Below are 19,304 nucleotides of genomic sequence, written 5' to 3'. Positions count from 1 at the left end.
CGAGGGGGCGATGGAAACAGCAGATTTCATGCCGAGCGAAGCGGTGATCGCTGGCATCAGGAAAAATATCGAGGCCTATGAGGCCGGACGGGCGTCGGCCTACCGCAATGTGCGCTGGCGGGTGCCGGCGTTTTTGGGGCCGCTGCTGGTCTTTGTCGTGCTGGTGGCCTGGCTGTTCAACAAGGTCGCCGACGCCAACGAGCAGTGGTTCTCGACACCGCACGTGTTCCTCTATGTCGTCGGTTTCTTCGCGGCGCTCCTGCTTTATTTCCTAGCGATCAAACCGGCGACGCGGCTGCAGCAATCGTTCCGCGACACGCTGTTGCCGATCATCTTCAGCTTCATCAGAGATGTGCGCTATCAGCAAGGAGTGACGCCGAATTCCTTCGACCGATTGCCACGCGCCGTGGTCGGTCCTTTCAACCGCCAAGCCTTCGACGACATCGTGTCCGGCCGCTACGAGGAATTTCCGTTCGAGCTCTACGAGGCAGAGCTGCGCGCAAGCACGGGCAAAGGCTCGTCGACAACATTCAAAGGCGTCATCGTCGCCTTCGACACCATCGAGACGTTCCCGGGGACTTTGGTGGCGGCGCGGCGGGCCAATGCGGTCGTCGGTTTCTTCCGCAGCATATTCACAGCGAAGATGCAGGAATTGTCATCCGGCGACGCGGCGCTCGATGCTGCCTACGAATTCCGCACCGACAATATCGAAGCAGCCAGACCGCTGGTGACTGGCCGGCTGGCGCAGGCGCTGAAATGGCTGCACGAAACATGGCCCGATGATCCGGCGCGGGTGGCGCTCAACGGCAGCGACGGTTTTCTGCTGTTGCCGCAGACGAAGAATTTCTTCGAGCTGCCCGCCATCTCGGTGCCGCTCGACTACAAGACCCATGTCGCGCCGATGATCGCCGACATGGGCGCGATGCTGGCGACGGTGGCGCTGGTCCGCAAGATCGGCGCGAAGGACGACGCGGGTTAGCCGGGCCGCGCCGTCAGCAGTCGAAGCCGTATTTGTCGCGCATGTAGTCTGCCTCTTCCTTCGACATTTTCTTGAACATTACGCAGACGGTGAAGCTGCCGATCTGACGCCCGCCGCTTGTGTATCCCCAGTCGGAAATATCGCCCCTGGTGAATTCTATGTTCTGGCCGAGAACGACGTTGTGCACTTCCTCCGGCTGGTTCGCCAATATGCCGACAAATCCGCTCTCGGTGCGGCGGAACGGTATGACCCAGAAGTGTTCGGTGACGTTCCCGTCGCGCACCTTGACCTTCAATTTGAACCTGTCCGTGCCGGAGGGAGGAGCCGCGGACAAAGCCAGGAATTCGTCCAGGCTGGCGAGCGCCTTCGCAGTCGCTGCCGCCATGTCGGGGTCGTCACGAGTGAAGGCAATCGTTTTGTCGTCACCCGAATCCGCACCCTGTGCGCTGGCCAACCCCGGAGCAAGCGCCAGCACCAAGGATATCATGATCCGGACTGCAAGCTTCATGGAAGGCCCCCTTCATCGTAATGGTCGTCACCATCCTGCATCCACCCCCGATTTGCAACCGGGGCGCGAGTTGCATCCGCTTCGGGGTGGTGGTTTGGCCTCATCCATGAAACAAAACTTGTACCGAGAAACTGGCCAGGAGTCTGTTTCGTGATGCCGACAGAGTTGGATTGCGGCGGCTGCGTGATGGCCGAAAGCCGCCCGCCACGATCGGCCAAGTGACTCTTTTCGCGGGAAGAAGCGCTCTTGCCGAGGAGCCGAAACGGCCGGAAGTCGCGCTGGCAAAAACAATGTGTCAGAATTAAGCGGCTGATTCTGTTTGCGAAATTCACTCAACGTGATTTGCGGCAGGTCGCTTTCCGTACCAGCTTTGGGGTGTTCGGTGGCTGTCGCTTCCAGGAGGCGGCGGTCCCGGCAAACTGAAACGGAGTACTTACCGATGAAGAAAATCCTTGTGACCACCGCCGCCATGCTCGCCTTTGTTGGCACCGCCTATGCCGCGACCGTTCAAGGCACCATCCAGGCGGTCGATCCGACAACCAAGTCGATCACGCTTGACGACGGCAAGATCTACCAGCTGCCGCCGGAAGCGGCGATCGAAAAACTGAAGATCGGCGCCAAGGTGGCGGTGACAGTCGACGACAAGACCGGGCTGGTCACGTCGATCGAAAAAGCTTCGTAGAAATTATCGTCGGCAGCAGCCTGCTGCCAGGAACTTTTTTAACAATGCCCCTGTCCCAGGAGTGGTCGGTCCCGTCCGGGGCCGGCCGCTTTTGATGCAGCCGCGCTGCGGTTTCGCCGTGCCCCGCTATGGTTTTTGCCAAAGCCGCGCGCTATCCCTGAGGCAGCGGGGTGGGGCATGGTCGAAGAGAAAAAAGGGTTTCGCCTGTCTCGGCGGCTGCTGCTTGGTGCTGCCGTGGTCGGCGGTGCTGTGCTGTGGGGCGGGACCACCGTGGCGCGGCTGGCGCGCGGTCCGTCGGGGCAGAAGAATGCCGGACGCATTGCCGATATAGACGGCATCGCCCTGCCGCTGAAGCCGCTGTCGAACGCGCCGGCCTACGACTCTTCGCTGCCATGGCTCAGCAAAGGCGGCGACATCAACGATGCCAGCGGGCTGTCGATGACACCGGTCTACGGTGTGGTCGAGGTGAGCGAGGAAGAGCACATCGTCAAGGCGCTGGCCTTTGCCCGCGCCAATGGTCTGAAAGTGTCGCTGGCCGCCATTCGCCATTCGATGGGCGGCCACGCCTTCGACGACAATGCGCTGGTCCTCGACATGCGCAAGTTCAACAAGGTTACGGTGGACGCCGCTGCAAAGACCATGACCTTGCAGCCCGGCGCGCGCTGGCATGACATCCAGAACCTTTTGCATCCGCACTTTGCGGTGAAGGCGATGCAGTCTACCGACATTTTTTCGGTTGGCGGTTCGCTGTCGGTCAATGCGCATGGCATGGACCATCAGGCCGGCTCGGTCGCCGGCTCGATCCGCTCGATGCGGGTGATGCTGGCCGACGGGTCGGTGACGATTTGTTCGCCGACCGAGAATGTCGAGCTGTTTCGCCATGTCGTCGGCGGCTACGGCCTGTTCGGCGTGGTGCTCGAGGCAACGCTCGACATTGTCGACAACGCCGTCTACCGGACGAGCCGCGAAATCATCAAGTCGGACGATTTTCCGAGATACTTCGCCGAGGTGCTGGAGCCGAACAAGGATATCGGCCTGTTCTACGGCCATCTGTCGACGGCGCCGGGCAATTTCCTCGAGGACATGATCGTCTACCGCTATGACAAGGTGGCCGACCAGCCGCCGGCCGACCAGCCGGCGATTGGCGAACCTGATGGCGTCGGCCTGAAGCGGGTGATCATGAACCTGGCGAAGAAGGGCGCCCTGTTCCAGGAGCTGAAATGGTTCACCGAAAAGACGCTGGAGCCGAAATTCGAGAGCTGCACGGTGGCGCGCACGACAGCGGTGGCGCAGGGCGAGGCCTGCCTGGTCACACGCAACAACCCGATGCACGATTCCGTGCCCTATCTGTTCAACGATTTGATGGACGAGACCGACATACTGCACGAGTATTTCATCCCGCGTGCTGCCTATATCGAGTTCATCGGCGAAGCGCGTGAGATCCTGCGCAACCAGACATTGCCGGTGCTCAACGCTTCGGTGCGTATCGTCCACAAGGAAGATGTGGCACTGACCTATGCGCCGGAGCCGGCCTATTCGCTGGTGCTCTACATCAACCAGCCCACCGACGCCGACGGCAATGCCAGGATGCGGGCGCTGACGCGGGCGCTGATCGACGTGACGATCAGGCATGGCGGGCGGTTCTTCCTGCCCTACCAATTGCATTACACGGCCGCGGAATTGCTGGCGTCCTATCCGGAATTGCCTGCGTTCCTCGCCAGCAAGCGGCAATATGATCCGACGGAGCTGTTTTCCTCGACCTTCTATCGTGCGATCAAAGCGCTGAGCGGCGTGGCATAGCAGACGACTGGAGCGGCGATGCGAATGAGATCAGCGGCGATGGCACTGGCTGTTGTAGCGCTTTGCTGCGGCGCGGCAGGATCGGAAGACCTCAAGGCGTTCAAGCTGACGATCGACGGCGTCGCCGTCGATATCGATGCCGGCGAGAGCGTCGACGTCACCTTGCCGGATGGCAAGAAGGCCAGGGCGACGCTGCAGCGCAACGACTTCGCCACCTTTTCGGGCGACAATTTTTCCTTCGTCCATCCAAGCGACGTCCCGGTCGGCAAGACCGATCTGGATGAGCACATCACCCAGTATCTGATGGCGTCGGCGCTGGGAACGATCGTGATCCTGCAGGAATATTCGACGATGAACCCGGTGTCGCTCAACCAGCTGATGCTGCAGGAGATGACCAAGGACTCGGTGCAGGCGGGGGCGACGCTCACCCAGGAGCCGACAACGCGCAAGCTTGCCGATGGCAGGGAGATGACCGGCATCCGTGGCACGGTCAAAACGCGGACCGACAGCGCTGACTACGAGGTGCTGAGCTTCGGCGCGGCCGACCGGGGCGTCATCGTGGTGACGCGCCTTGGCGCTGAAAACGCCAAGGCCGAAGGGCCGCTGATCGACAGATTTTGGCAGAGCCTGCAGATCAAGCTTTAGAGCCCAGTCGAGCCTACAGCCCGTCCGGCATCAACCCCGCCAGCCAGTTCGCCGACCGCTTTGCGATGCCCACAGTCGCTGACGCGGCGCGGCCAAGGTCGGTCTTGACCACGGCGTAGCCGTTTTTCGTGCGATAGAGCACGCCGGTTCCGCCATCGACCACTTGCTCGTAGGCAACGGGCCGGGCGGCGGCCGCGTCCATGGCGGTCGTCGGCGAGCCGACGGGGACGCTCGGCCGATGGCTTAGTTCTGGCGGCAGCGGGCTTTCAACCCTGACGACCTTGCTGACAGGCTTCAGCTCTGGGCGCGATGCGGTAGCGGCCAGTTGCGAGGTGGACGACGAGCCCTTCGTGCGGCAAATGCCGGAGACCAGCGGGTAGTTGAAATTTTTCTGGTGCAGTATCTGGCTCTTCATCGCGGCCTGGCAGTCGGCGATGGTCGCCCATTTGGCCGGCGTTTCGCCAATATATTCGCAAAGCTTGGCGTCGCAGTCGCAGCCGACGATGGTCATGGCGACAAGGGCGGTCTTGATCACGGTCTTGTCCCTTCGAATTGCCTCCCCCAGACGACCCATCGCTGCCGAACAAGGCGGGATTTTGGCCGCAATCAAGGAATGAGCAAGACGAAGCGCAGCAGGACGCCCAAGGGCTATCGGCTGTGACCGAAAAACCTCAGTAATCGTAGACGTGTTCGAGCCTGGCGCCTGCCTTGATCAGTGCCGGTAGCACCAGATGCAGCTTGCGCACGGCGACGGTCAGGCCGGTGCGGCGCGTGGCCGGCTCGGCCGGAAGCGGATAGCTGAACAAGATGCGGGCACCTTCCGGCACGGCGACCTCGCTGGCGGACAGCACGCTGACGATGATCTCGTCATTACCGCCGATCTCGACGAAGGAGACGCCCTTGTCGATCAGCCGCGGGATCATCTCAGTGAACGCCTGGTAGCGCTTGGTGACGAAGACCGTGCCGTCGGCGCCGAAGTCGCGCTCGAGCAGGGTATCGGGTTCGTCCCGTGTCGCTTCGCCGACCGGGCCCTTGGCCCAGACATGGATGTCGAGCAGGGCCGGGTCGGAGGTGGCGGCGAGTGCCTTGGTGATCAGGTCGGCATAGGCTTGCTTGATCGTGTCGGCGAGGCCGAAGGCGAGCTTGCGTTCGCTGGTGCGTACCCCGCTGTCGCCCGGCGCCGGCTGCACGGCGAAAAGACCGGCGCGTTTTTCGGCATAGGGAAACTGGTACCACGGCACCTGATCGAGAAAGCTCGCGTATTCGCCGGCCACCTTGGCCTGGTAGATGTCGGCTGCGGTGCGCTTGCCGGCGGTCGCCTCTGTGATGCGGCCGACCGTGTTTTCGTAGGCCCATTGCAGGGCATGCTCGATCGTGTGGCTGGTGCCGATGACGACCAGCATCTGATGGTTATCGAAGTTGAATTTGTAGTTCGCGCTGGCCCGGATCACCATCGCGTAGTCCTGCCAGAAGCGGCCGACATATGCGAAGTAGGGGAAGCCGCTCGGCTGGTTCTTGTCGACGAAGCCGGCATAGCCGCGGGCGGCATAGACGATCGACCATTCGGGATAGGTGAGGTAGGTCGATTCCTCCGGCCGCTGGTAGCCGGGGATCTCGGCGCGGACCTTGTCGGCCAGCGCCTTCGGTGGCGCGCCATCGGCGATGCCTGCCAGCGGTGCGGTGTCCAGCGACGGCGTGGTCAGGAAGCCATAGCTCAGCCCGGCGATCGGGATGAGGATGACAATGACGATCAGCCAGAGGATCGTCTTGATGATGCGCTTCAGCCAGCGGAACAGGAACATTCCGGTCAGGCCGCGGCGAAGTGGTCGTATATGCGCTTCGACAGCCAGAAGCCGACATAGACGGCAAAACCGCCAATGACGAGGTGCGGCAGGTTGGCGAAGAAGCGGGCCGGGAATTCGATGTCGTTGAGGGAGCGGAAGCCGTTGATGAAGATACCGGCGTCGAGGCAGCCGGAACCGGTGATCAGGCCGAGCACGCCGTCGAACAGATAGACCGAGCCGAACAGCTTGAAATAAAACACCGCCTGGCGGTGCGAGATGAAGGCGGCAGCCAGCGCCCAGACGCCGGAGAAGGCGTGCAGCAGGTCGTCGTACCATTGCAAGGAGAACAGGCCGAACAGATTGCCGTTGGCGTCGTTGAAGGCCGGTATATAGCCGATGGCGACAACGCCGAAGAACAGCAAAGCATAGGCGACTGCAAGCTTCTGGATCAGCGTCATGAAGTATCCCCCTTCAAGCGACGCGAGGATAGTAGCCGATTCTGCCGCAGGGTGAAGCGGCACCACGACAGGTTGTGGGGGATGGCCAGAAAGACAGTCGGCGCCGGGATTTCTCCCAGCGCCTCCCTGTCAGATCAGGACCCGGTCGCGGCAGCAACTTCCGTAAAGTCATCGCGCCTTGCCGGCCTTGATTTTGACGGTCCTGCCAGTCACCACCCGAGGGCAGTGCCCGTTCCAGACCACGCCGATCTCCACCCTTGCGAGCTTCGCCCAGCGCGCCATCGAAGGTTTTTGCCGTCCTTCATGGCAGCATCGGTCCGCCGTTGGCGTTCGCACGCTTTCCGCGGCCCCGTAGGTCTCGGCATCCGTCCCTCGAACAGGCAAGCCTGCTTTCGCTCCGGGCCGTACGGGCCTCAGGAAATCCGCCTTTTCGCTTTGCCTTTCGGCGTGGCGATCGGTAGCCGCCTGAGATGGGTTTAACGTACGCCGGGGAAGTGGTTTGCGATACTGGCGCGAGCCTGTGGATAGCGGGATTATCGGGGACTGTTCCAGGCAGCGGAGCGATTTTTCGGCCGCACCCGGCGGACAGGCGGGTCCTGTCATTTGTGGTATGCTCAGGACATTCGATCTTGCCCCGCAGTCCGGCGCGGTCTTCAATGCCGGCAAAGGATTCGAGGCGCAAGCGTCTTCGATCTCCCTGGGGAGGGTGTGCTTGAAGGTCGGGGTCATTCTCAATCCGATTGCCGGCGGCGGCCGGCTGAAGCGGCATTGGCCGGAGGTCGCCGCTTCGCTGAAAAAGCACTTTGGCGATTTCGAACTGCGTGAGACGCAAGCCGAAGGCGATGCCGAACGGCTGGCGCTCGATCTGGCGGCAACCGGCTTCGACCTGGTGATCGCGGCTGGCGGCGACGGCACCGCCAGCGAAGTGGCCGATGGGCTGCTGCAGGCGTCTGCCGAAAGCGGCCGGACGACCGAGCTTGGCCTTTTGCCTTGCGGCACCGGCATCGATTTTGCCCGCGGGCTCGGCCTGCCGCGCGACGTCGACGCGACGCTGAAGCAGATCGCCGAGTCCAAGGCCCGCACGGTCGATGCCGGGCGCATCTGCTACATCGACGATCATGGCGCGCTGGCCAGCCGCCACTTCATCAACATCGCCAGCCTGGGCTTGTCCGGTGCCACCGATCGCGCGGTCAATGCCGACAAGCGCAAGGGCAAGATGTCGGCCAAGGCGCTGTTCCTGTGGCGCACCGTGGTCGAGTTTATCCGCTACCGCTTCCAGGACGTCAGGATCACGGTGGACGACGGCACCCCGGTGGAAGCGCGCATGGCACTGGTGGCGGTGGCCAATGGAAAGTTCTTCGGCGGCGGCATGATGATCGCGCCCGACGCCGAACTGGACGACGGCCAGTTCGACATCGTCATCCTGCGGGCAGCGGGCAAGCTGAAGCTGATCTGGGACATCCGCCTGCTTTACGGCGGCCGGCATCGTAACCATCCGGCGATCACAATCTTGCGTGGCAAGAAAGTGGTTGTCGAACCGCTGGGCGATGTGGAAAAGAACGGCGCGCTGGTCGACATAGACGGTGAGTCGCCGGGGCGCATACCGGCCACCTTTGAGATCCTGCCCGGCGCGCTGACGCTCAGATATTGAACCAAGACGTTAAGGGATTGATTCAGGCAGTTGCGGGCTTGATTCCGACCAGCCGCCCAATTCGCTGAAATCGCTTGTAAAATTTAGTCGCCTCAGATTTCCAGCTTGGCCGGAAAACCGGGTGCGCGCAGGTCGGTGCCGACCGCATCTTCGAGCAGCTTGACGATCTGGGTCGACCAGGCGCCGCCGCCATAGGCGGACTTGCCCTGCTCGAAAATCGCGTTGACGCGTGATGCAAGGTCGAGCGGCACGCCGAATTTCTCGCCCATGCCGAGCGCAAAGCCGAGGTCCTTCAGCGCCAGGTCCATGGTGAAGCCGATGTCATAGGAGCCGTTCAGCACCAGCTGGCTTTCGGTCTCGTGGACGAAGCTGTTGCCGGAGGACGCAACGATGGCGTGGTAGGATTGGGCGAGGTCGAGCCCGCCTTGCTTGGCCAGCATCAGCGCTTCGCCGGCCGCGACCAGATGGATGAAGGCCAGCATGTTGGTGATGACCTTGATCACCGCTGCCGAGCCGACCGGCCCCATCAGAAACGATTTTGCGCACATCGCCTCGATGGCCGGCCGGTGGCGTTCGTAGAGCGCCGCATCGCCACCGACCAGCGCGGTGATCTTGCCGACCGCCGCCAGATGCACGCCACCGGTGACCGGGCATTCGAGCGTCTCGATGCCACTTGCCGAAGCCAACGCTGCGAGCCGCAATATCTCGTCGCGGCCGTTGGTCGACATCTCGATCCAGGTGCCGCCCTGGGGCAGGCCTTCGAGCAACCCGCTGGGGCCGGCGAGCACCGCTTCGCTCACCTTGGGCGAGGGCAGGCAAGTGATGGCATTGCCGGCCCGTGCTGCCGCCTCGGCCGGGCTGTCGGCAGCGCTGGCGCCGAGCGCGATGAGTCGCTCGACGGCGGTGGGGTCGCGGTCGAAGACGGTGACGGCAAAGCCGTTGCGGACCAGGCTGGCGGCGAGGTTGCCGCCGAGATGGCCAAGGCCGATGAAAGCGTAGTTTTCGCTCACGGCATCAACGGCGTCTGCATCATCTGCAGATGTAGTTCCTTGCCGGTGTAGGGATGCGCGTCGCAGACGGCTTCGTTGAGCTCGACGCCAAGGCCCGGCTCCTTCGACGGAATGACATTGCCGTCCTGCCACTCGATCTTCTTCTTCAGCAGCGTCGCGTGAAAGCCATCCCACTGTTTCAGCGATTCCAGGATCAGGAAGTTGGGCAAGGTCACCGCCAGCTGGATGTTGGCGGCGCCGACGATCGGCCCGCAATAACAGTGCGGGGCGACCTGGATGTGGTAGGCCTCGGCCATGGCGGCGATCTTCTTGGTCTCGAGAATACCGCCGGAGCGGCCGAGATCGGGCTGCAGGATGGTGGCCGCCCGGTTCTCGATGACGCGGGCGAATTCGAACTTGGTCGTCAGCCGCTCTCCGGTGGCGATCGGGATCGACGTGCCGCGGGCCACCTGCGCCATCACTTCGGGCATGTCCGGCGGCACCGGCTCCTCAAACCAGAGGGGGTCGTAGGGTTCGATGGCGCGGGCCATACGCAATGCGCCTGAAGCAGTGAACTGGCCGTGGGTGCCGAACAGGATATCGGCTCTTGTGCCGACCGCTTCGCGGATCGCCTTGATCATTCGGGTGGAGAGGTCGATGTCGATGAGGCGCGGCTGGTGGCCGTCAAAAGCGGTGTAGGGGCCGGCCGGGTCGAGCTTGACCGCAGTAAAACCCTGCTCCACATATTCGAGAGCACAGGCGGCGGCGAGGTCGGGGTCGTTGTAGACGTTCTTGCCGTGCGCATCCTCGGAATGGACGCTACCAGTGTGTGGGTAGAGGTAGGTGTAGGAGCGCAGTGTCTCGTGCACCTGGCCGCCAAGCAATTTGTAGACCGGCTTGTTGGCCTCCTTGCCGATAATGTCCCAGCAGGCCATTTCCAGCGCCGAAAAACAGCCCATGCCGGAAACGTCAGGGCGCTGGGTGAAGCCGGAGGAATAGGCGCGGCGGAAGAAGTTTTCGATGTCGTGCGGGTCGCGTCCCAGGAGATAGCGCTCGGCCATGTCCTCGACCATTTTGGCGGTGACATGGGCGGAGAAGGTAGCGTTGTAGGCCTCACCATAGCCGACGACACCGCCATCGGTGGTCAGCTTGACGAAGATGAAATACTTGCCCCCGATGCCGGGCGGCGGGTTGCCGACAACCCAGGTCTTGACGTCGGTGATTTTCATTTTTGATCCTCCAGGACCAGTTCGGCGCCCTTCCATCCGGTCAGGATAGAGGCGGCGTTGGTGTTACCGGTGATGTTGTCGGGAAAGATCGAGGCGTCAATGACGCGCAGGCCTTCCAGACCGTGCACTTTCAGCCGCGGGTCGACTACGGCGCGCGCGGGATCAGGTCCCATGCGGCAGGTCGACACCGGATGGTAGACGGTGCCGGAACGCTTCCTGAAATCCTGGATCAGATCGGCGTCCGATGTGATCGAAGGACCCGGCAAAACCTCTTCCTCGATGATTTCGGCCATCGCAGGCATCGAGGCGATCTTGCGCACGAACTTCACCGCCGCCAGCATCTCTTCGACATCGGCGTTCGTCGAATAGGCATTGGCGACGATCTTGGGATAGTCGCGCGGGTTGCTGGAGCGGATCATGATCTCGCCACGGCTCGACGGCCGGCAGTTGGACAGGCCGATGGAAAAGCCCGGCCACGGATCGGGCGTCAGGATCGGCCGCTCGCCGCTTTTCGGAATGAGGGTCGAAAAGGCCTGGAAATAGAGCTGCATGTTGGGCCGCGTCGCCGCCGGGTCGGTGCGGAAGAAGCCGCCGGCATGGTTCATCGACAGCGACAGTGGACCGGAACGGGTCAGGATGTATTGCATGCCGACCAGCAACTTGCCCCACCATGGCCGCAGGATCTGGTTGAGCGTCGGCACCTTGCCCTTGAAGGTGTAGTTGATGCCAACATGGTCCTGCAGGTTCGCCCCGACATTCTCGTTGGCGTGGACGACGGGTATGCCGAGGCTGCCGAGCAGCGCCTGGGGGCCAATGCCGGACAACTGCAGCAGTTGCGGCGAGTTGATCGAGCCGCCTGAAAGGATCACTTCACGACCGGCGCGGGCGGTCTTCGTCTCGCCGTTCTGCAGATATTCGATGCCGACGGCGCGTTTGCCCTGAAACAGAATTCTGGTCGCCAGCGCATTCATCTCGACGCGAACATTTTTGCGCTTCATCGCCGGCCGCAGGAAGGCCCGCGCCGCGGACATACGGCGGCCGTTCCTGGTGGTGATCTGGTAGGTGCCGACACCTTCCTGGGCGGCGCCGTTGAAGTCTGGATTGAGCGGCAGGCCGGCCTGCTGGCCGGCGGCGAGATAACGGCTGGTCAGCGGATGGACGGCGTTGGTCGTGTCGGTGATGTGCAGCGGCCCACCGGTGCCGCGCCATCTGTCGGCGCCGGCCTGATTGTCCTCTAGCGCCTTGAAGGCGGGCAACAGATCGTCGTAACCCCAGCCGGGATTGCCTGCATCGCGCCAATCGTCGAAATCCTCGCGCGCCCCCCTGATCCAGACCATGGCATTGATCGAGCTTGAGCCGCCAAGCAGTTTGCCGCGAGGCCAGTGGTCGACATTGCCGCCGAGGCCGGGGTCCGGCTCCGGCTTGTAGTTCCAGTTGACCGCTGGATCGAAGAAGGTCTTGCCGTAGCCGAGTGGCATCTGCACATAGAAGCGCTGGTCGGTGCCTCCGGCTTCCAGCACCAGCACCGAGAAGCGGCCGGAGGCCGACAGTTTTTCCGCCAAAACCGAACCGGCCGAGCCGGAGCCGACGATGATGAAGTCATAAGTCTGCATGATGGGTTGGGCGGCTCCGGAATTCCAGGCTACAGCCTAGACGCCGCAGGCTTCCAAAGTCGCCGTGCCATCCGGCATCGGCTGTGAAAAAAGCGACTGCTTGGGAGACGCGCTTTTCGCCTTAACCGATACTTCCGGCATGTTGAGCGCGTTGACGCGTCGGCGGCATGCCGATACGTGACTTGGAACTGTCGATCGCAAGGGGATTTCCGCATGGTGCAGTACGCTGAGGGACGGCCGATCGGCGATCTGACGCTGCGCACGCTGGCCATGCCTTCGGACGCCAATGCGGCGGGCGACATTTTCGGCGGCTGGGTGATGGCGCAGATGGATCTGGCCTGCGGCATCCGCGCCGCCGAGCGCGCCAAGGGCCGCGTGGTGACAGCGGCGGTGAAGGAAATGTCTTTTGCGAAAGCGATGAAGATCGGCGACACGCTGTGTATCTACACGCATGTCGAACGCGTCGGCCGTACCTCGATGACGCTGAAGGTCGAGGCCTGGGCGCAGCGTTACCTCTCCGACCTGATGGAGAAGGTCACCCATGCCGATTTCGTCATGGTGGCGCTGGACGGCGAGGGCAAGCCGAAGGCGGTTCCGGCCGAGAGCTGATCGGCCGTTAGCTTAAGATCAGACAGCCAAGCCGCTCTCGGCCTTCGCATGCAAACAGCAATCCTGTGTGACGTCTTTCATAGTCGCGTTCGCAAGTTTTCGTGACCGTGTCCGAGCGGACCTGGGAGAAGACAATGCGTCAACGATTGCTGAACGGCGCATTGGCAGGCGCGCTTGCAGGCTTGTTCTGCCTGCTGGCCGCGACTGCTTATGAAGAGGTCAAGCAGGACGATTCCGAGGTCGGCTGCGCCTCCGAAAACCGCCCCCTCGAACAGCAAGCGGCCAGGTGCGAAATCTGCGTCGTGCCGCCATGCGACAGCGCTGCGATGACCACGAGCCACTGCGCTGGCGCAGCGAGCTGCATCATCGACGGCAAGGTGGTCAGCCGGGATTCGAAATCGAAGCGGATCGAAAGCCGTCTGCGGACCGGACTGCAGATGCAGCCGTAGGATTAATCTATACTATGTGCCGCCCGAAAACCCTTGCAGCGCAAGGATTTCAGGCATGAATCCCATCGAATTTCGCCCGCGCCGCCTTGACGCGATCGGTGTTGTTGCGGGCCCATTCGCCGAGTGCGCCGACCGGCACCAGCAGGTCACATCCAAGCTGCGTCAGCTCGTAGTCGACACGCGGCGGGATGGTTGGAAACACGGTGCGGGTGACGAAACCGTCGCGCTCCAGACCGCGCAAAGTGGTGGTCAGCATCTTCTGCGAAATGCCGCCGACGGCGGCCCGCAATTCATTGAAGCGCAGCGGTCCGTCGCCCAGTTTGCCGACGACCAGAACGGTCCATTTGTCGCCGACGCGCTGCAGGATTTCCGAGATGGCGCGACAGTCCTCGGTGCGGTGTGGGTGCCTAGGTAACAAAAAGGTGCCTCCTTGCGCTTCAACTTGGCAGTATCTCATATAGCTCAGGTATCTAAATGATACCAGAGATACCCGCTAGGAGAGCCCCTTATGTCCAAACCCAAAATCGCCATCGTCGTCGGTTCGACCCGCGCCGCGCGCTTCGCCGATGTACCCGCCGAGTGGATCGCCAAGATCGCCAAGTCGCACGCCGACATTGACGTGGAAGTCGTCGATCTCAGGGACTTCCCGCTGCCCTTCTTCGACGAGGTTGCATCCTCCGCCTGGGCACCGTCGCAGAACGAAGTGGCAAAGCGCTGGCAGAAGAAGGTCGCCAGCTTCGACGGCTTCATCTTCACCGCCGCCGAATACAACCATGGCCCGACCGCCGTGCTGAAGAACGCCATCGACTACGCCGCCAATGAATGGAACAAGAAGCCGGCCGGCTTCGTCGGCTATGGCAGTGTCGGTGGCGCGCGTGCTGTCGAGCAGCTCCGTCTTCATGCCGTCGAGTTGCAGATGGCGCCGGTCAAGTCGGCGGTCCATATCGCCTGGGGCGACTACCTCGCCGTCAAGCAGGGCGACAAGAAGCTCGATGATTTCGAGCACCTGAACCAGGCCGCCGCAGCGCTTGTCAACGACATTGCCTGGTGGGCGAGAGTGCTGAAGGCCGCGCGTCAGGCCGACGCCGTTGCCGAGGAAGTCAAGGCGGCCTGAGCCGTCAAGTCGAATTATTCTCCCAAGGATATCGGGCGGCGCTTGCGCCGCCCTTTTCAGTTTTGCGTGCCGCGCCTGCCTGTCGTGTTGATGTCTTGGGATCGTGGTCGCTTGATCGCCCACAGATCGATAGTCGAACCCGTCCACTTTGCGCCAGACCGGGTCATTCACCGCCATTTCTCGAATGACCGCAGTGGCCGGAAGCGGACTGGCAGGTTCAAGGCTCGGAATTCTGAAATCGGACGTTCACAGCCACGCAGTCCCACAGGGGTAAGTTGAGATTTTTAGGGCGAGCTGCCAAGGCGCGCCTGGCCGTGTCAGCCGGTGAAGCCGTTGTAGTGGTGGAGTATGCGGTCAACGATGCTCTGCGGCATGAAACGGCGCAGTATGCTGGTCTGACGCGCCTGCGGTCCCGCAGGATAGCGCAGCTTGGGCTTAGCGGCGGTCGCGGCCTTCACTACGGCGTCGGCCACCACTTGTGGATCGTCGCCCGTCTCCACCCACTTGCGCATAAGCTTCTCGCTGCGGAGGCGCCCGTCTCTGTACACATCGATGGGTTGGTCTGCACGCGTCAGGTTTTCCTCGAAGGCGGTGCGCGTTACGCCTGGCTCGACCATGACAACGCGGATGCCGAAGGCCCGCACTTCGTGGTCCAGCGACTCCGAGTAGCCCTCGATGGCATGCTTGGTCGATGCGTAATAGGCGTTGAACGGTGAAGGGATCAGGCCCAGGATAGAACTCATGTTGACGATCCGGCCACTCTTCTGGCGACGCATCACGGGCAGCACGGCGTTGATGACCCGGGCGACGCCAAAAACGTTGACATCGAACAATCGCTGCGCCTGGCCGATGGAGGACTCCTCGGCGCTGCCCAGCATACCAATTCCGGCATTGTTGACGACGACGTCGACGCGTCCGGCGCGCCGCACGATTTCGGCGACTAGGTTCTGTACCGCTGCATCGTCGGTGACGTCGCAGACCAGCATGGTGATCCCATCGCGGTCAGCAACGGCCTTGCGGCTAGTGCCGAACACACGATAGCCCGCTTTCACTAGGGCCCTGGCGGTCACCAAGCCAATGCCCGAAGATGCGCCGGTCACCAGCGCAACAGCTTTGTCATTCTTGCTCATTTTCTAGTCTTTCGGTTCGCTCACTTGCCCGCGGGCAGTGGAGGTTGGTAAGGTTGGTAGGGTTCACAGGCTGCCGATGATCGTCCGCGTGATCGCCAACTGGCTCGGCCAGTAGCCGCGATAATTTGGGACATGGTCATGCATGTCCTGCACGCGACGGTGTTAGAAGACATCTGCCCGGACGGGGGGCAGAGGGACGGTCGGCTGCAGGTTGTCGACCGGGATGAACATCACCTTGAACGACCCAAGACCGGCTACTTCCACCACGGGCTTGCCGCAGGTCAGGCATTTGCCTCGGTTGAAGTTCGGCGGCGGACGATACTTGGCGAAGGAGATGTTGGCGGCGTTGTTCAGCACAACATTTTTTGCGGCCACCACGACGACGTCAGAGAAGGGCTTGCCCGTGAAACCTTGGCAGACATGGCAGTGACATCTGAACCGTCCCTTTGGCGCGGCGTGCACTTCAAATGAACAAGCGCCGCATTCGCAGGAGCCTAGGAGAGGCATGTGATCGGTCGTGGACATCGGGCCTAGATCCGTGAGATTGAGCCGGGGGGCTGCGTTGGTCTTGTCGCCAGCATTGACTGTGGCGCTTGGGGCGATCAAGATGTAGACAGTAGAAACTTTAGCTACAGATAAACCGAAAAGTAGCCACTGTCAACAATGTTGCTGAGAGAAACTTTATGGCTCTGGACCAACCCGATCGCCGCTATCACCACGGCGACCTTCGCCGTGCCATCATCGAGACGGCCCAAGCGATGCTGCGCGAAGACAAGGGGTGGGAATTCACCCTGCGCGAGATTGCCCGCCGGGCGGGGGTCAGCCACGCCGCGCCGTACAAGCACTTTCCCGACAAGTCAGCGCTACTTGCTGAGTTGGCGACCTTGGGATTTGTCGAGTTGGCCACGGCGCTCAACGCTGCGAAACCAAAGGCCGCTGCATCGATGCGCGACGAGGTGGTCCCGATGGCGCAAACCTACATTGCCTTCGCGCTGCAAAACCCGGCACTTTATCGCCTAATGTTCAGCGCCGAAGAGGGGAGATCGACTGGCCTGCACTTGAGCGACAGCGCCCTAAGCGTCTTTGACGTGACGCTAGATCTTTTGCGACGCGGTCAGGTCGCGGGCGTCATCCGCAACCGGCCAATCCAGGGGCAGGGCGCGGCGTGCTGGGCCATGCTGCATGGCTTCGCCATGCTGGCCATTGACGGTCTTCTTGTACCCGAGAAAGTTGGATCAAATCCGCTCGAAGCTGCGCTGGATACGCTGATCGAGGGTCTGGCGGTCGGACAATAGCCGCTCTTCATGACAATAGCCGCTCTTCATATTGTATGGTGTTTGACCCGATCACCTGGCGAAGGCTCGCTCAATGCCCGATATGAGGCGCAAAGCTGCCATTCGCGTCTTGGAAGACGTACGTCGGCTTCGGGTTAGGAATCGACATTCGAATGGGCCTGCATCGTGTCGAGTGTCAGCGCGCCACTTCGCGGTGGCCGCCGGGCAGGCGGGTGGCGATCAGTTTGTCGATGCGGCGGCCGTCGAGGTCGACGACTTCGAAGCGCCAGCCTTGCGCGTCGACGCATTCGCCGGTCGCCGGCAGATGGTGCATGTGCGCCAGCACATAGCCTGCGACGGTTTCGTAGTCGCGGTTTTCCGGCAGGTCGATGCCAAGAACGTCGGCCATCTCGTCGGCCTGCATATAGCCGGCCAGCAGCCATGAGCCGTCCTCCCGCCTGACGGCGTTTTCCTCGTCGCCGGCGTCAGTATCCGCGCGGAACACGCCGGTGATGGCTTCCAGAATGTCGGCGGGGGTGACGATGCCTTCGAAGTGGCCGTATTCGTCATGGACGAGCGCCATCGGCACGTCCGATTCCTTGAGCTTGGACAGCACATCCAGTGCGTCGGCCTGATCGTAGACGATGGGGGCGGCGCGCACATGCTTGCGCGGATCGAGCGCGCGGCCGGCAAGCATGGCCGCCAGCACATCGCGGGTCTGGACGACACCGACCATGACATCGACGCCGCCGTCACCGGCGGGCAGGCGCGAATGCTGGGTCTCCATCAGCAATTTTCGGATCGCCGCTTCGTCGGACTGCAAATTGATCCAGTCGACCTCGGTACGCGGCGTCATCACGGCGCGCACGGCGCGGTCGCCGAGCCGCATGACGCCGGCGATCATGCGCCGCTCGTCGGATTCGATGGTGCCGTGATGCTCGGCCTCGGCGACCAGCATCTTGATCTCTTCGTCGGTGACCTTCTCCTCGCTTTCGCCGCGCTGGCCGAGCAGCCACAATATGGCCCGGCCGGAAAGGTCGAGCAGGAAGACCAGCGGCGCCGAGACGGTGGCAAGCACGGTCATCGCCGGGGCAGCGCGGGCGGCGACGCGCTCGGGATCACGCAACGCGATCTGCTTTGGCACCAGTTCGCCGACGATCAGCGAGAAATAGGTGATGATGGCAACAACGATGCCGACGCCGAGCGGATCGGCGATGGTTTCGCGAATGCCGGTCGAAGCCAGGAACCGGGCCAGCCGCTCGCCCAGCGTGGCGCCGGAAAAGGCGCCCGACAAGACGCCGACCAGGGTGATGCCGATCTGCACCGAGGACAGGAACTTGCCGGGATTGGAGCCGAGCGCCAAAGCGCGGCCGGCGCCATTGACGCCGCGGTCGATCATTGCCTTGAGGCGGGCTGGCCGCGACGAGACGATGGCAAGTTCGGACATCGACAGAAGGCCGTTCACGCAGATGAGGACGACCACGATGGCGATTTCAACGTAAAGCATGAGCGGTCAATAGCATTGCGGCGGTGCGATCGAAAAGCCTGTGAGCAATCTTCGTCAACGATCGCGGCTATGGCAGTTGCTTCAACACCCCGACCACGGCCTTGCCGTCGGTAAAATAGGGATCGCCGCCGCCATTGCGCCCGGTCTTGGTGGCGCCGATACCAGGGATCTCGCTGGTCGAGGCCAGCGTGCCGGCGGCGGTCAGGTCCTTCATCAGGAAATTGCGCTCGGCGTCGATGTCGGGGCCGATGTGATGCGTGACGGCGCCGGTGTCATGGCTGAGACCGACGCCGCGATCGAAGCTGGCCGAGCCCAGCCACAGCGGGCGGCCATCGTCGCCGGTGGCATCGGTCTGCCAGAAGCGGACGTGGTGACGTTGGTCGGCGCTGTCGCCGACCGGTTTTTCGAAGGCGAGGTCCTGGGAGCGGCCTTCGAATAGCAGCCGGCTGACCGGCGCATCGGGATAGGGACGGCCGAACAAAACACTTTCGCCGATCTCGATCGCGGTCTTCAGGGTGACGGCGTCGGCCGTATCCCATCCGGCCACGGCGAAGGCGTGGACCAGTTCCTTCTGCGTGCCAACAAGGCCGACATTGATCGGATCGCCCGGAATGCCTTGCGGCGTGTGCGTCACCATCTCGAAGCGCTGGGTGCGAAAACCGCGATCATGAAACGTCCAGAATTCCGGCGCGGCGACATAGGCCAGCGCCAGATAGGCCGCGCAGAGCGCCACCAACCAGGTCAATGCGTGTCGTCGCAGGCTTCGTCGGCTCATGAATGCGGCTCGATCCGTGCGGTATCTTTTTGCCTGACAGACCCTGGAAATCAATGGCCAGCGGCGCGCAGCCGTTCTATCGTCGGCCATCGTTTTTGCGTGGGGTGG

21 protein-coding genes are annotated in these 19,304 nt (G+C 62.4%); 9 read left to right on the top strand and 12 right to left on the bottom strand.

What is annotated here, in order from left to right:
• The first annotated feature begins 10 nt into the window (after positions 1 to 10).
• Positions 11 to 979, top strand: coding sequence for a DUF3137 domain-containing protein (locus AC1DXU_RS04280; protein WP_477364760.1), 969 nt, complete (start codon positions 11 to 13; stop codon positions 977 to 979).
• 13 nt (positions 980 to 992) lie between these two features.
• Here AC1DXU_RS04280 and AC1DXU_RS04275 read toward each other — a convergent pair whose 3' ends face one another.
• Positions 993 to 1,487, bottom strand: a complete 495-nt coding sequence (locus AC1DXU_RS04275; RefSeq protein WP_477364757.1) for a YegJ family protein — start codon at positions 1,485 to 1,487, stop codon at positions 993 to 995.
• A 439-nt stretch (positions 1,488 to 1,926) separates the two neighbouring features.
• On the opposite strand from AC1DXU_RS04275, the gene AC1DXU_RS04270 reads away from it, so the two are divergent.
• The 3 genes from AC1DXU_RS04270 (at position 1,927) to AC1DXU_RS04260 (ending at position 4,614) form a co-directional block, all read left to right on the top strand.
• Complete coding sequence (locus tag AC1DXU_RS04270) at positions 1,927 to 2,169, top strand: DUF1344 domain-containing protein (RefSeq protein WP_477312813.1); 243 nt, start codon at positions 1,927 to 1,929, stop codon at positions 2,167 to 2,169.
• A 177-nt stretch (positions 2,170 to 2,346) separates the two neighbouring features.
• Positions 2,347 to 3,969: an FAD-binding oxidoreductase gene (locus tag AC1DXU_RS04265; RefSeq protein WP_477364754.1), complete on the top strand. Its 1,623-nt coding sequence runs from the start codon at positions 2,347 to 2,349 to the stop codon at positions 3,967 to 3,969.
• A gap of 18 nt (positions 3,970 to 3,987) precedes the next feature.
• Positions 3,988 to 4,614, top strand: coding sequence for a hypothetical protein (locus AC1DXU_RS04260; RefSeq protein WP_477364751.1), 627 nt, complete (start codon positions 3,988 to 3,990; stop codon positions 4,612 to 4,614).
• Between the two features lie 13 nt (positions 4,615 to 4,627).
• On the opposite strand, the gene AC1DXU_RS04255 is transcribed toward AC1DXU_RS04260, so the two are convergent.
• The 3 genes from AC1DXU_RS04255 to AC1DXU_RS04245 all read right to left on the bottom strand — a co-directional run bounded on the left by AC1DXU_RS04255 (position 4,628) and on the right by AC1DXU_RS04245 (position 6,856).
• A complete protein-coding gene (locus AC1DXU_RS04255) occupies positions 4,628 to 5,149 on the bottom strand; it encodes a hypothetical protein (RefSeq protein ID WP_477364748.1) in 522 nt (173 codons plus the stop codon).
• A gap of 136 nt (positions 5,150 to 5,285) precedes the next feature.
• Positions 5,286 to 6,416: a hypothetical protein gene (locus AC1DXU_RS04250; RefSeq protein ID WP_477364746.1), complete on the bottom strand. Its 1,131-nt coding sequence runs from the start codon at positions 6,414 to 6,416 to the stop codon at positions 5,286 to 5,288.
• Between the two features lie 5 nt (positions 6,417 to 6,421).
• Positions 6,422 to 6,856 carry a hypothetical protein gene (locus AC1DXU_RS04245; protein ID WP_477364743.1) on the bottom strand — a complete coding sequence of 145 codons (435 nt, stop codon included), beginning with the start codon at positions 6,854 to 6,856 and terminating at the stop codon, positions 6,422 to 6,424.
• A 712-nt stretch (positions 6,857 to 7,568) separates the two neighbouring features.
• Here AC1DXU_RS04245 and AC1DXU_RS04240 point away from each other — a divergent pair.
• Positions 7,569 to 8,507 (top strand): diacylglycerol/lipid kinase family protein, encoded by a 939-nt coding sequence (locus AC1DXU_RS04240; protein WP_477312801.1) that lies wholly within the window; start codon positions 7,569 to 7,571, stop codon positions 8,505 to 8,507.
• A gap of 92 nt (positions 8,508 to 8,599) precedes the next feature.
• Here AC1DXU_RS04240 and AC1DXU_RS04235 read toward each other — a convergent pair whose 3' ends face one another.
• The 3 genes from AC1DXU_RS04235 to AC1DXU_RS04225 are packed head-to-tail and all read right to left on the bottom strand — an operon-like array spanning position 8,600 to position 12,338.
• Complete coding sequence (locus AC1DXU_RS04235; protein ID WP_477312799.1) at positions 8,600 to 9,517, bottom strand: NAD(P)-dependent oxidoreductase; 918 nt, start codon at positions 9,515 to 9,517, stop codon at positions 8,600 to 8,602.
• Complete coding sequence (locus tag AC1DXU_RS04230) at positions 9,514 to 10,725, bottom strand: mandelate racemase/muconate lactonizing enzyme family protein (protein WP_477312797.1); 1,212 nt, start codon at positions 10,723 to 10,725, stop codon at positions 9,514 to 9,516. The genes AC1DXU_RS04235 and AC1DXU_RS04230 overlap by 4 nt, the downstream gene beginning before the upstream one ends.
• Positions 10,722 to 12,338, bottom strand: a complete 1,617-nt coding sequence (locus AC1DXU_RS04225) for a GMC family oxidoreductase (protein ID WP_477364740.1) — start codon at positions 12,336 to 12,338, stop codon at positions 10,722 to 10,724. The genes AC1DXU_RS04230 and AC1DXU_RS04225 overlap by 4 nt, the downstream gene beginning before the upstream one ends.
• 213 nt (positions 12,339 to 12,551) lie before the next feature.
• On the opposite strand from AC1DXU_RS04225, the gene AC1DXU_RS04220 reads away from it, so the two are divergent.
• Both AC1DXU_RS04220 and AC1DXU_RS04215 read left to right on the top strand, forming a co-directional pair.
• Positions 12,552 to 12,947, top strand: a complete 396-nt coding sequence (locus tag AC1DXU_RS04220) for an acyl-CoA thioesterase (RefSeq protein WP_477245391.1) — start codon at positions 12,552 to 12,554, stop codon at positions 12,945 to 12,947.
• 101 nt (positions 12,948 to 13,048) lie between these two features.
• A complete protein-coding gene (locus AC1DXU_RS04215) occupies positions 13,049 to 13,396 on the top strand; it encodes a hypothetical protein (RefSeq protein WP_477364738.1) in 348 nt (115 codons plus the stop codon).
• A 49-nt stretch (positions 13,397 to 13,445) separates the two neighbouring features.
• Here the strand turns inward: AC1DXU_RS04215 and AC1DXU_RS04210 are convergent, their stop codons facing one another.
• A complete protein-coding gene (locus AC1DXU_RS04210) occupies positions 13,446 to 13,814 on the bottom strand; it encodes a winged helix-turn-helix transcriptional regulator (RefSeq protein WP_477312791.1) in 369 nt (122 codons plus the stop codon).
• Between the two features lie 90 nt (positions 13,815 to 13,904).
• Here AC1DXU_RS04210 and AC1DXU_RS04205 point away from each other — a divergent pair, with 90 nt between their 5' ends.
• Positions 13,905 to 14,510 carry an NADPH-dependent FMN reductase gene (locus AC1DXU_RS04205; RefSeq protein ID WP_477364735.1) on the top strand — a complete coding sequence of 202 codons (606 nt, stop codon included), beginning with the start codon at positions 13,905 to 13,907 and terminating at the stop codon, positions 14,508 to 14,510.
• A gap of 317 nt (positions 14,511 to 14,827) precedes the next feature.
• On the opposite strand, the gene AC1DXU_RS04200 is transcribed toward AC1DXU_RS04205, so the two are convergent.
• Together AC1DXU_RS04200 and AC1DXU_RS04195 are read right to left on the bottom strand one after the other, a co-directional pair.
• Positions 14,828 to 15,640 carry an oxidoreductase gene (locus tag AC1DXU_RS04200; protein ID WP_477364732.1) on the bottom strand — a complete coding sequence of 271 codons (813 nt, stop codon included), beginning with the start codon at positions 15,638 to 15,640 and terminating at the stop codon, positions 14,828 to 14,830.
• 162 nt (positions 15,641 to 15,802) lie between these two features.
• Positions 15,803 to 16,165: a GFA family protein gene (locus tag AC1DXU_RS04195; RefSeq protein ID WP_477364729.1), complete on the bottom strand. Its 363-nt coding sequence runs from the start codon at positions 16,163 to 16,165 to the stop codon at positions 15,803 to 15,805.
• A gap of 158 nt (positions 16,166 to 16,323) precedes the next feature.
• Between AC1DXU_RS04195 and AC1DXU_RS04190 the strand changes: the two genes are divergently transcribed.
• Positions 16,324 to 16,935 carry a TetR/AcrR family transcriptional regulator gene (locus tag AC1DXU_RS04190; protein ID WP_477364726.1) on the top strand — a complete coding sequence of 204 codons (612 nt, stop codon included), beginning with the start codon at positions 16,324 to 16,326 and terminating at the stop codon, positions 16,933 to 16,935.
• Between the two features lie 175 nt (positions 16,936 to 17,110).
• Here AC1DXU_RS04190 and AC1DXU_RS04185 read toward each other — a convergent pair whose 3' ends face one another.
• A complete protein-coding gene (locus AC1DXU_RS04185) occupies positions 17,111 to 18,421 on the bottom strand; it encodes a hemolysin family protein (protein WP_477364723.1) in 1,311 nt (436 codons plus the stop codon).
• 67 nt (positions 18,422 to 18,488) lie between these two features.
• Positions 18,489 to 19,196 (bottom strand): LssY C-terminal domain-containing protein, encoded by a 708-nt coding sequence (locus AC1DXU_RS04180; RefSeq protein ID WP_477364720.1) that lies wholly within the window; start codon positions 19,194 to 19,196, stop codon positions 18,489 to 18,491.
• Between the last annotated feature and the right edge of the window lie 108 nt (positions 19,197 to 19,304).

The organism is Mesorhizobium sp. P3_A10 (assembly GCF_056403175.1).
The sequence above is the reverse complement of the archived record's forward strand: the minus strand, read 5'-3'. Positions and strand labels throughout refer to the sequence as shown.

What these genes read in the sequence shown, in the direction of transcription:
- AC1DXU_RS04280 (WP_477364760.1), top strand. Translation starts at nt 11, where the DNA reads ATGGAAACAGCAGATTTCATGCCGAGCGAAGCGGTGATCGCTGGCATC.
- AC1DXU_RS04275 (WP_477364757.1), bottom strand. Translation starts at nt 1,487, where the DNA reads ATGAAGCTTGCAGTCCGGATCATGATATCCTTGGTGCTGGCGCTTGCT.
- AC1DXU_RS04270 (WP_477312813.1), top strand. Translation starts at nt 1,927, where the DNA reads ATGAAGAAAATCCTTGTGACCACCGCCGCCATGCTCGCCTTTGTTGGC.
- AC1DXU_RS04265 (WP_477364754.1), top strand. Translation starts at nt 2,347, where the DNA reads ATGGTCGAAGAGAAAAAAGGGTTTCGCCTGTCTCGGCGGCTGCTGCTT.
- AC1DXU_RS04260 (WP_477364751.1), top strand. Translation starts at nt 3,988, where the DNA reads ATGCGAATGAGATCAGCGGCGATGGCACTGGCTGTTGTAGCGCTTTGC.
- AC1DXU_RS04250 (WP_477364746.1), bottom strand. Translation starts at nt 6,416, where the DNA reads ATGTTCCTGTTCCGCTGGCTGAAGCGCATCATCAAGACGATCCTCTGG.
- AC1DXU_RS04245 (WP_477364743.1), bottom strand. Translation starts at nt 6,856, where the DNA reads ATGACGCTGATCCAGAAGCTTGCAGTCGCCTATGCTTTGCTGTTCTTC.
- AC1DXU_RS04230 (WP_477312797.1), bottom strand. Translation starts at nt 10,725, where the DNA reads ATGAAAATCACCGACGTCAAGACCTGGGTTGTCGGCAACCCGCCGCCC.
- AC1DXU_RS04225 (WP_477364740.1), bottom strand. Translation starts at nt 12,338, where the DNA reads ATGCAGACTTATGACTTCATCATCGTCGGCTCCGGCTCGGCCGGTTCG.
- AC1DXU_RS04220 (WP_477245391.1), top strand. Translation starts at nt 12,552, where the DNA reads ATGGTGCAGTACGCTGAGGGACGGCCGATCGGCGATCTGACGCTGCGC.
- AC1DXU_RS04205 (WP_477364735.1), top strand. Translation starts at nt 13,905, where the DNA reads ATGTCCAAACCCAAAATCGCCATCGTCGTCGGTTCGACCCGCGCCGCG.
- AC1DXU_RS04200 (WP_477364732.1), bottom strand. Translation starts at nt 15,640, where the DNA reads ATGAGCAAGAATGACAAAGCTGTTGCGCTGGTGACCGGCGCATCTTCG.
- AC1DXU_RS04195 (WP_477364729.1), bottom strand. Translation starts at nt 16,165, where the DNA reads ATGTCCACGACCGATCACATGCCTCTCCTAGGCTCCTGCGAATGCGGC.
- AC1DXU_RS04190 (WP_477364726.1), top strand. Translation starts at nt 16,324, where the DNA reads ATGGCTCTGGACCAACCCGATCGCCGCTATCACCACGGCGACCTTCGC.
- AC1DXU_RS04185 (WP_477364723.1), bottom strand. Translation starts at nt 18,421, where the DNA reads ATGCTTTACGTTGAAATCGCCATCGTGGTCGTCCTCATCTGCGTGAAC.
- AC1DXU_RS04180 (WP_477364720.1), bottom strand. Translation starts at nt 19,196, where the DNA reads ATGAGCCGACGAAGCCTGCGACGACACGCATTGACCTGGTTGGTGGCG.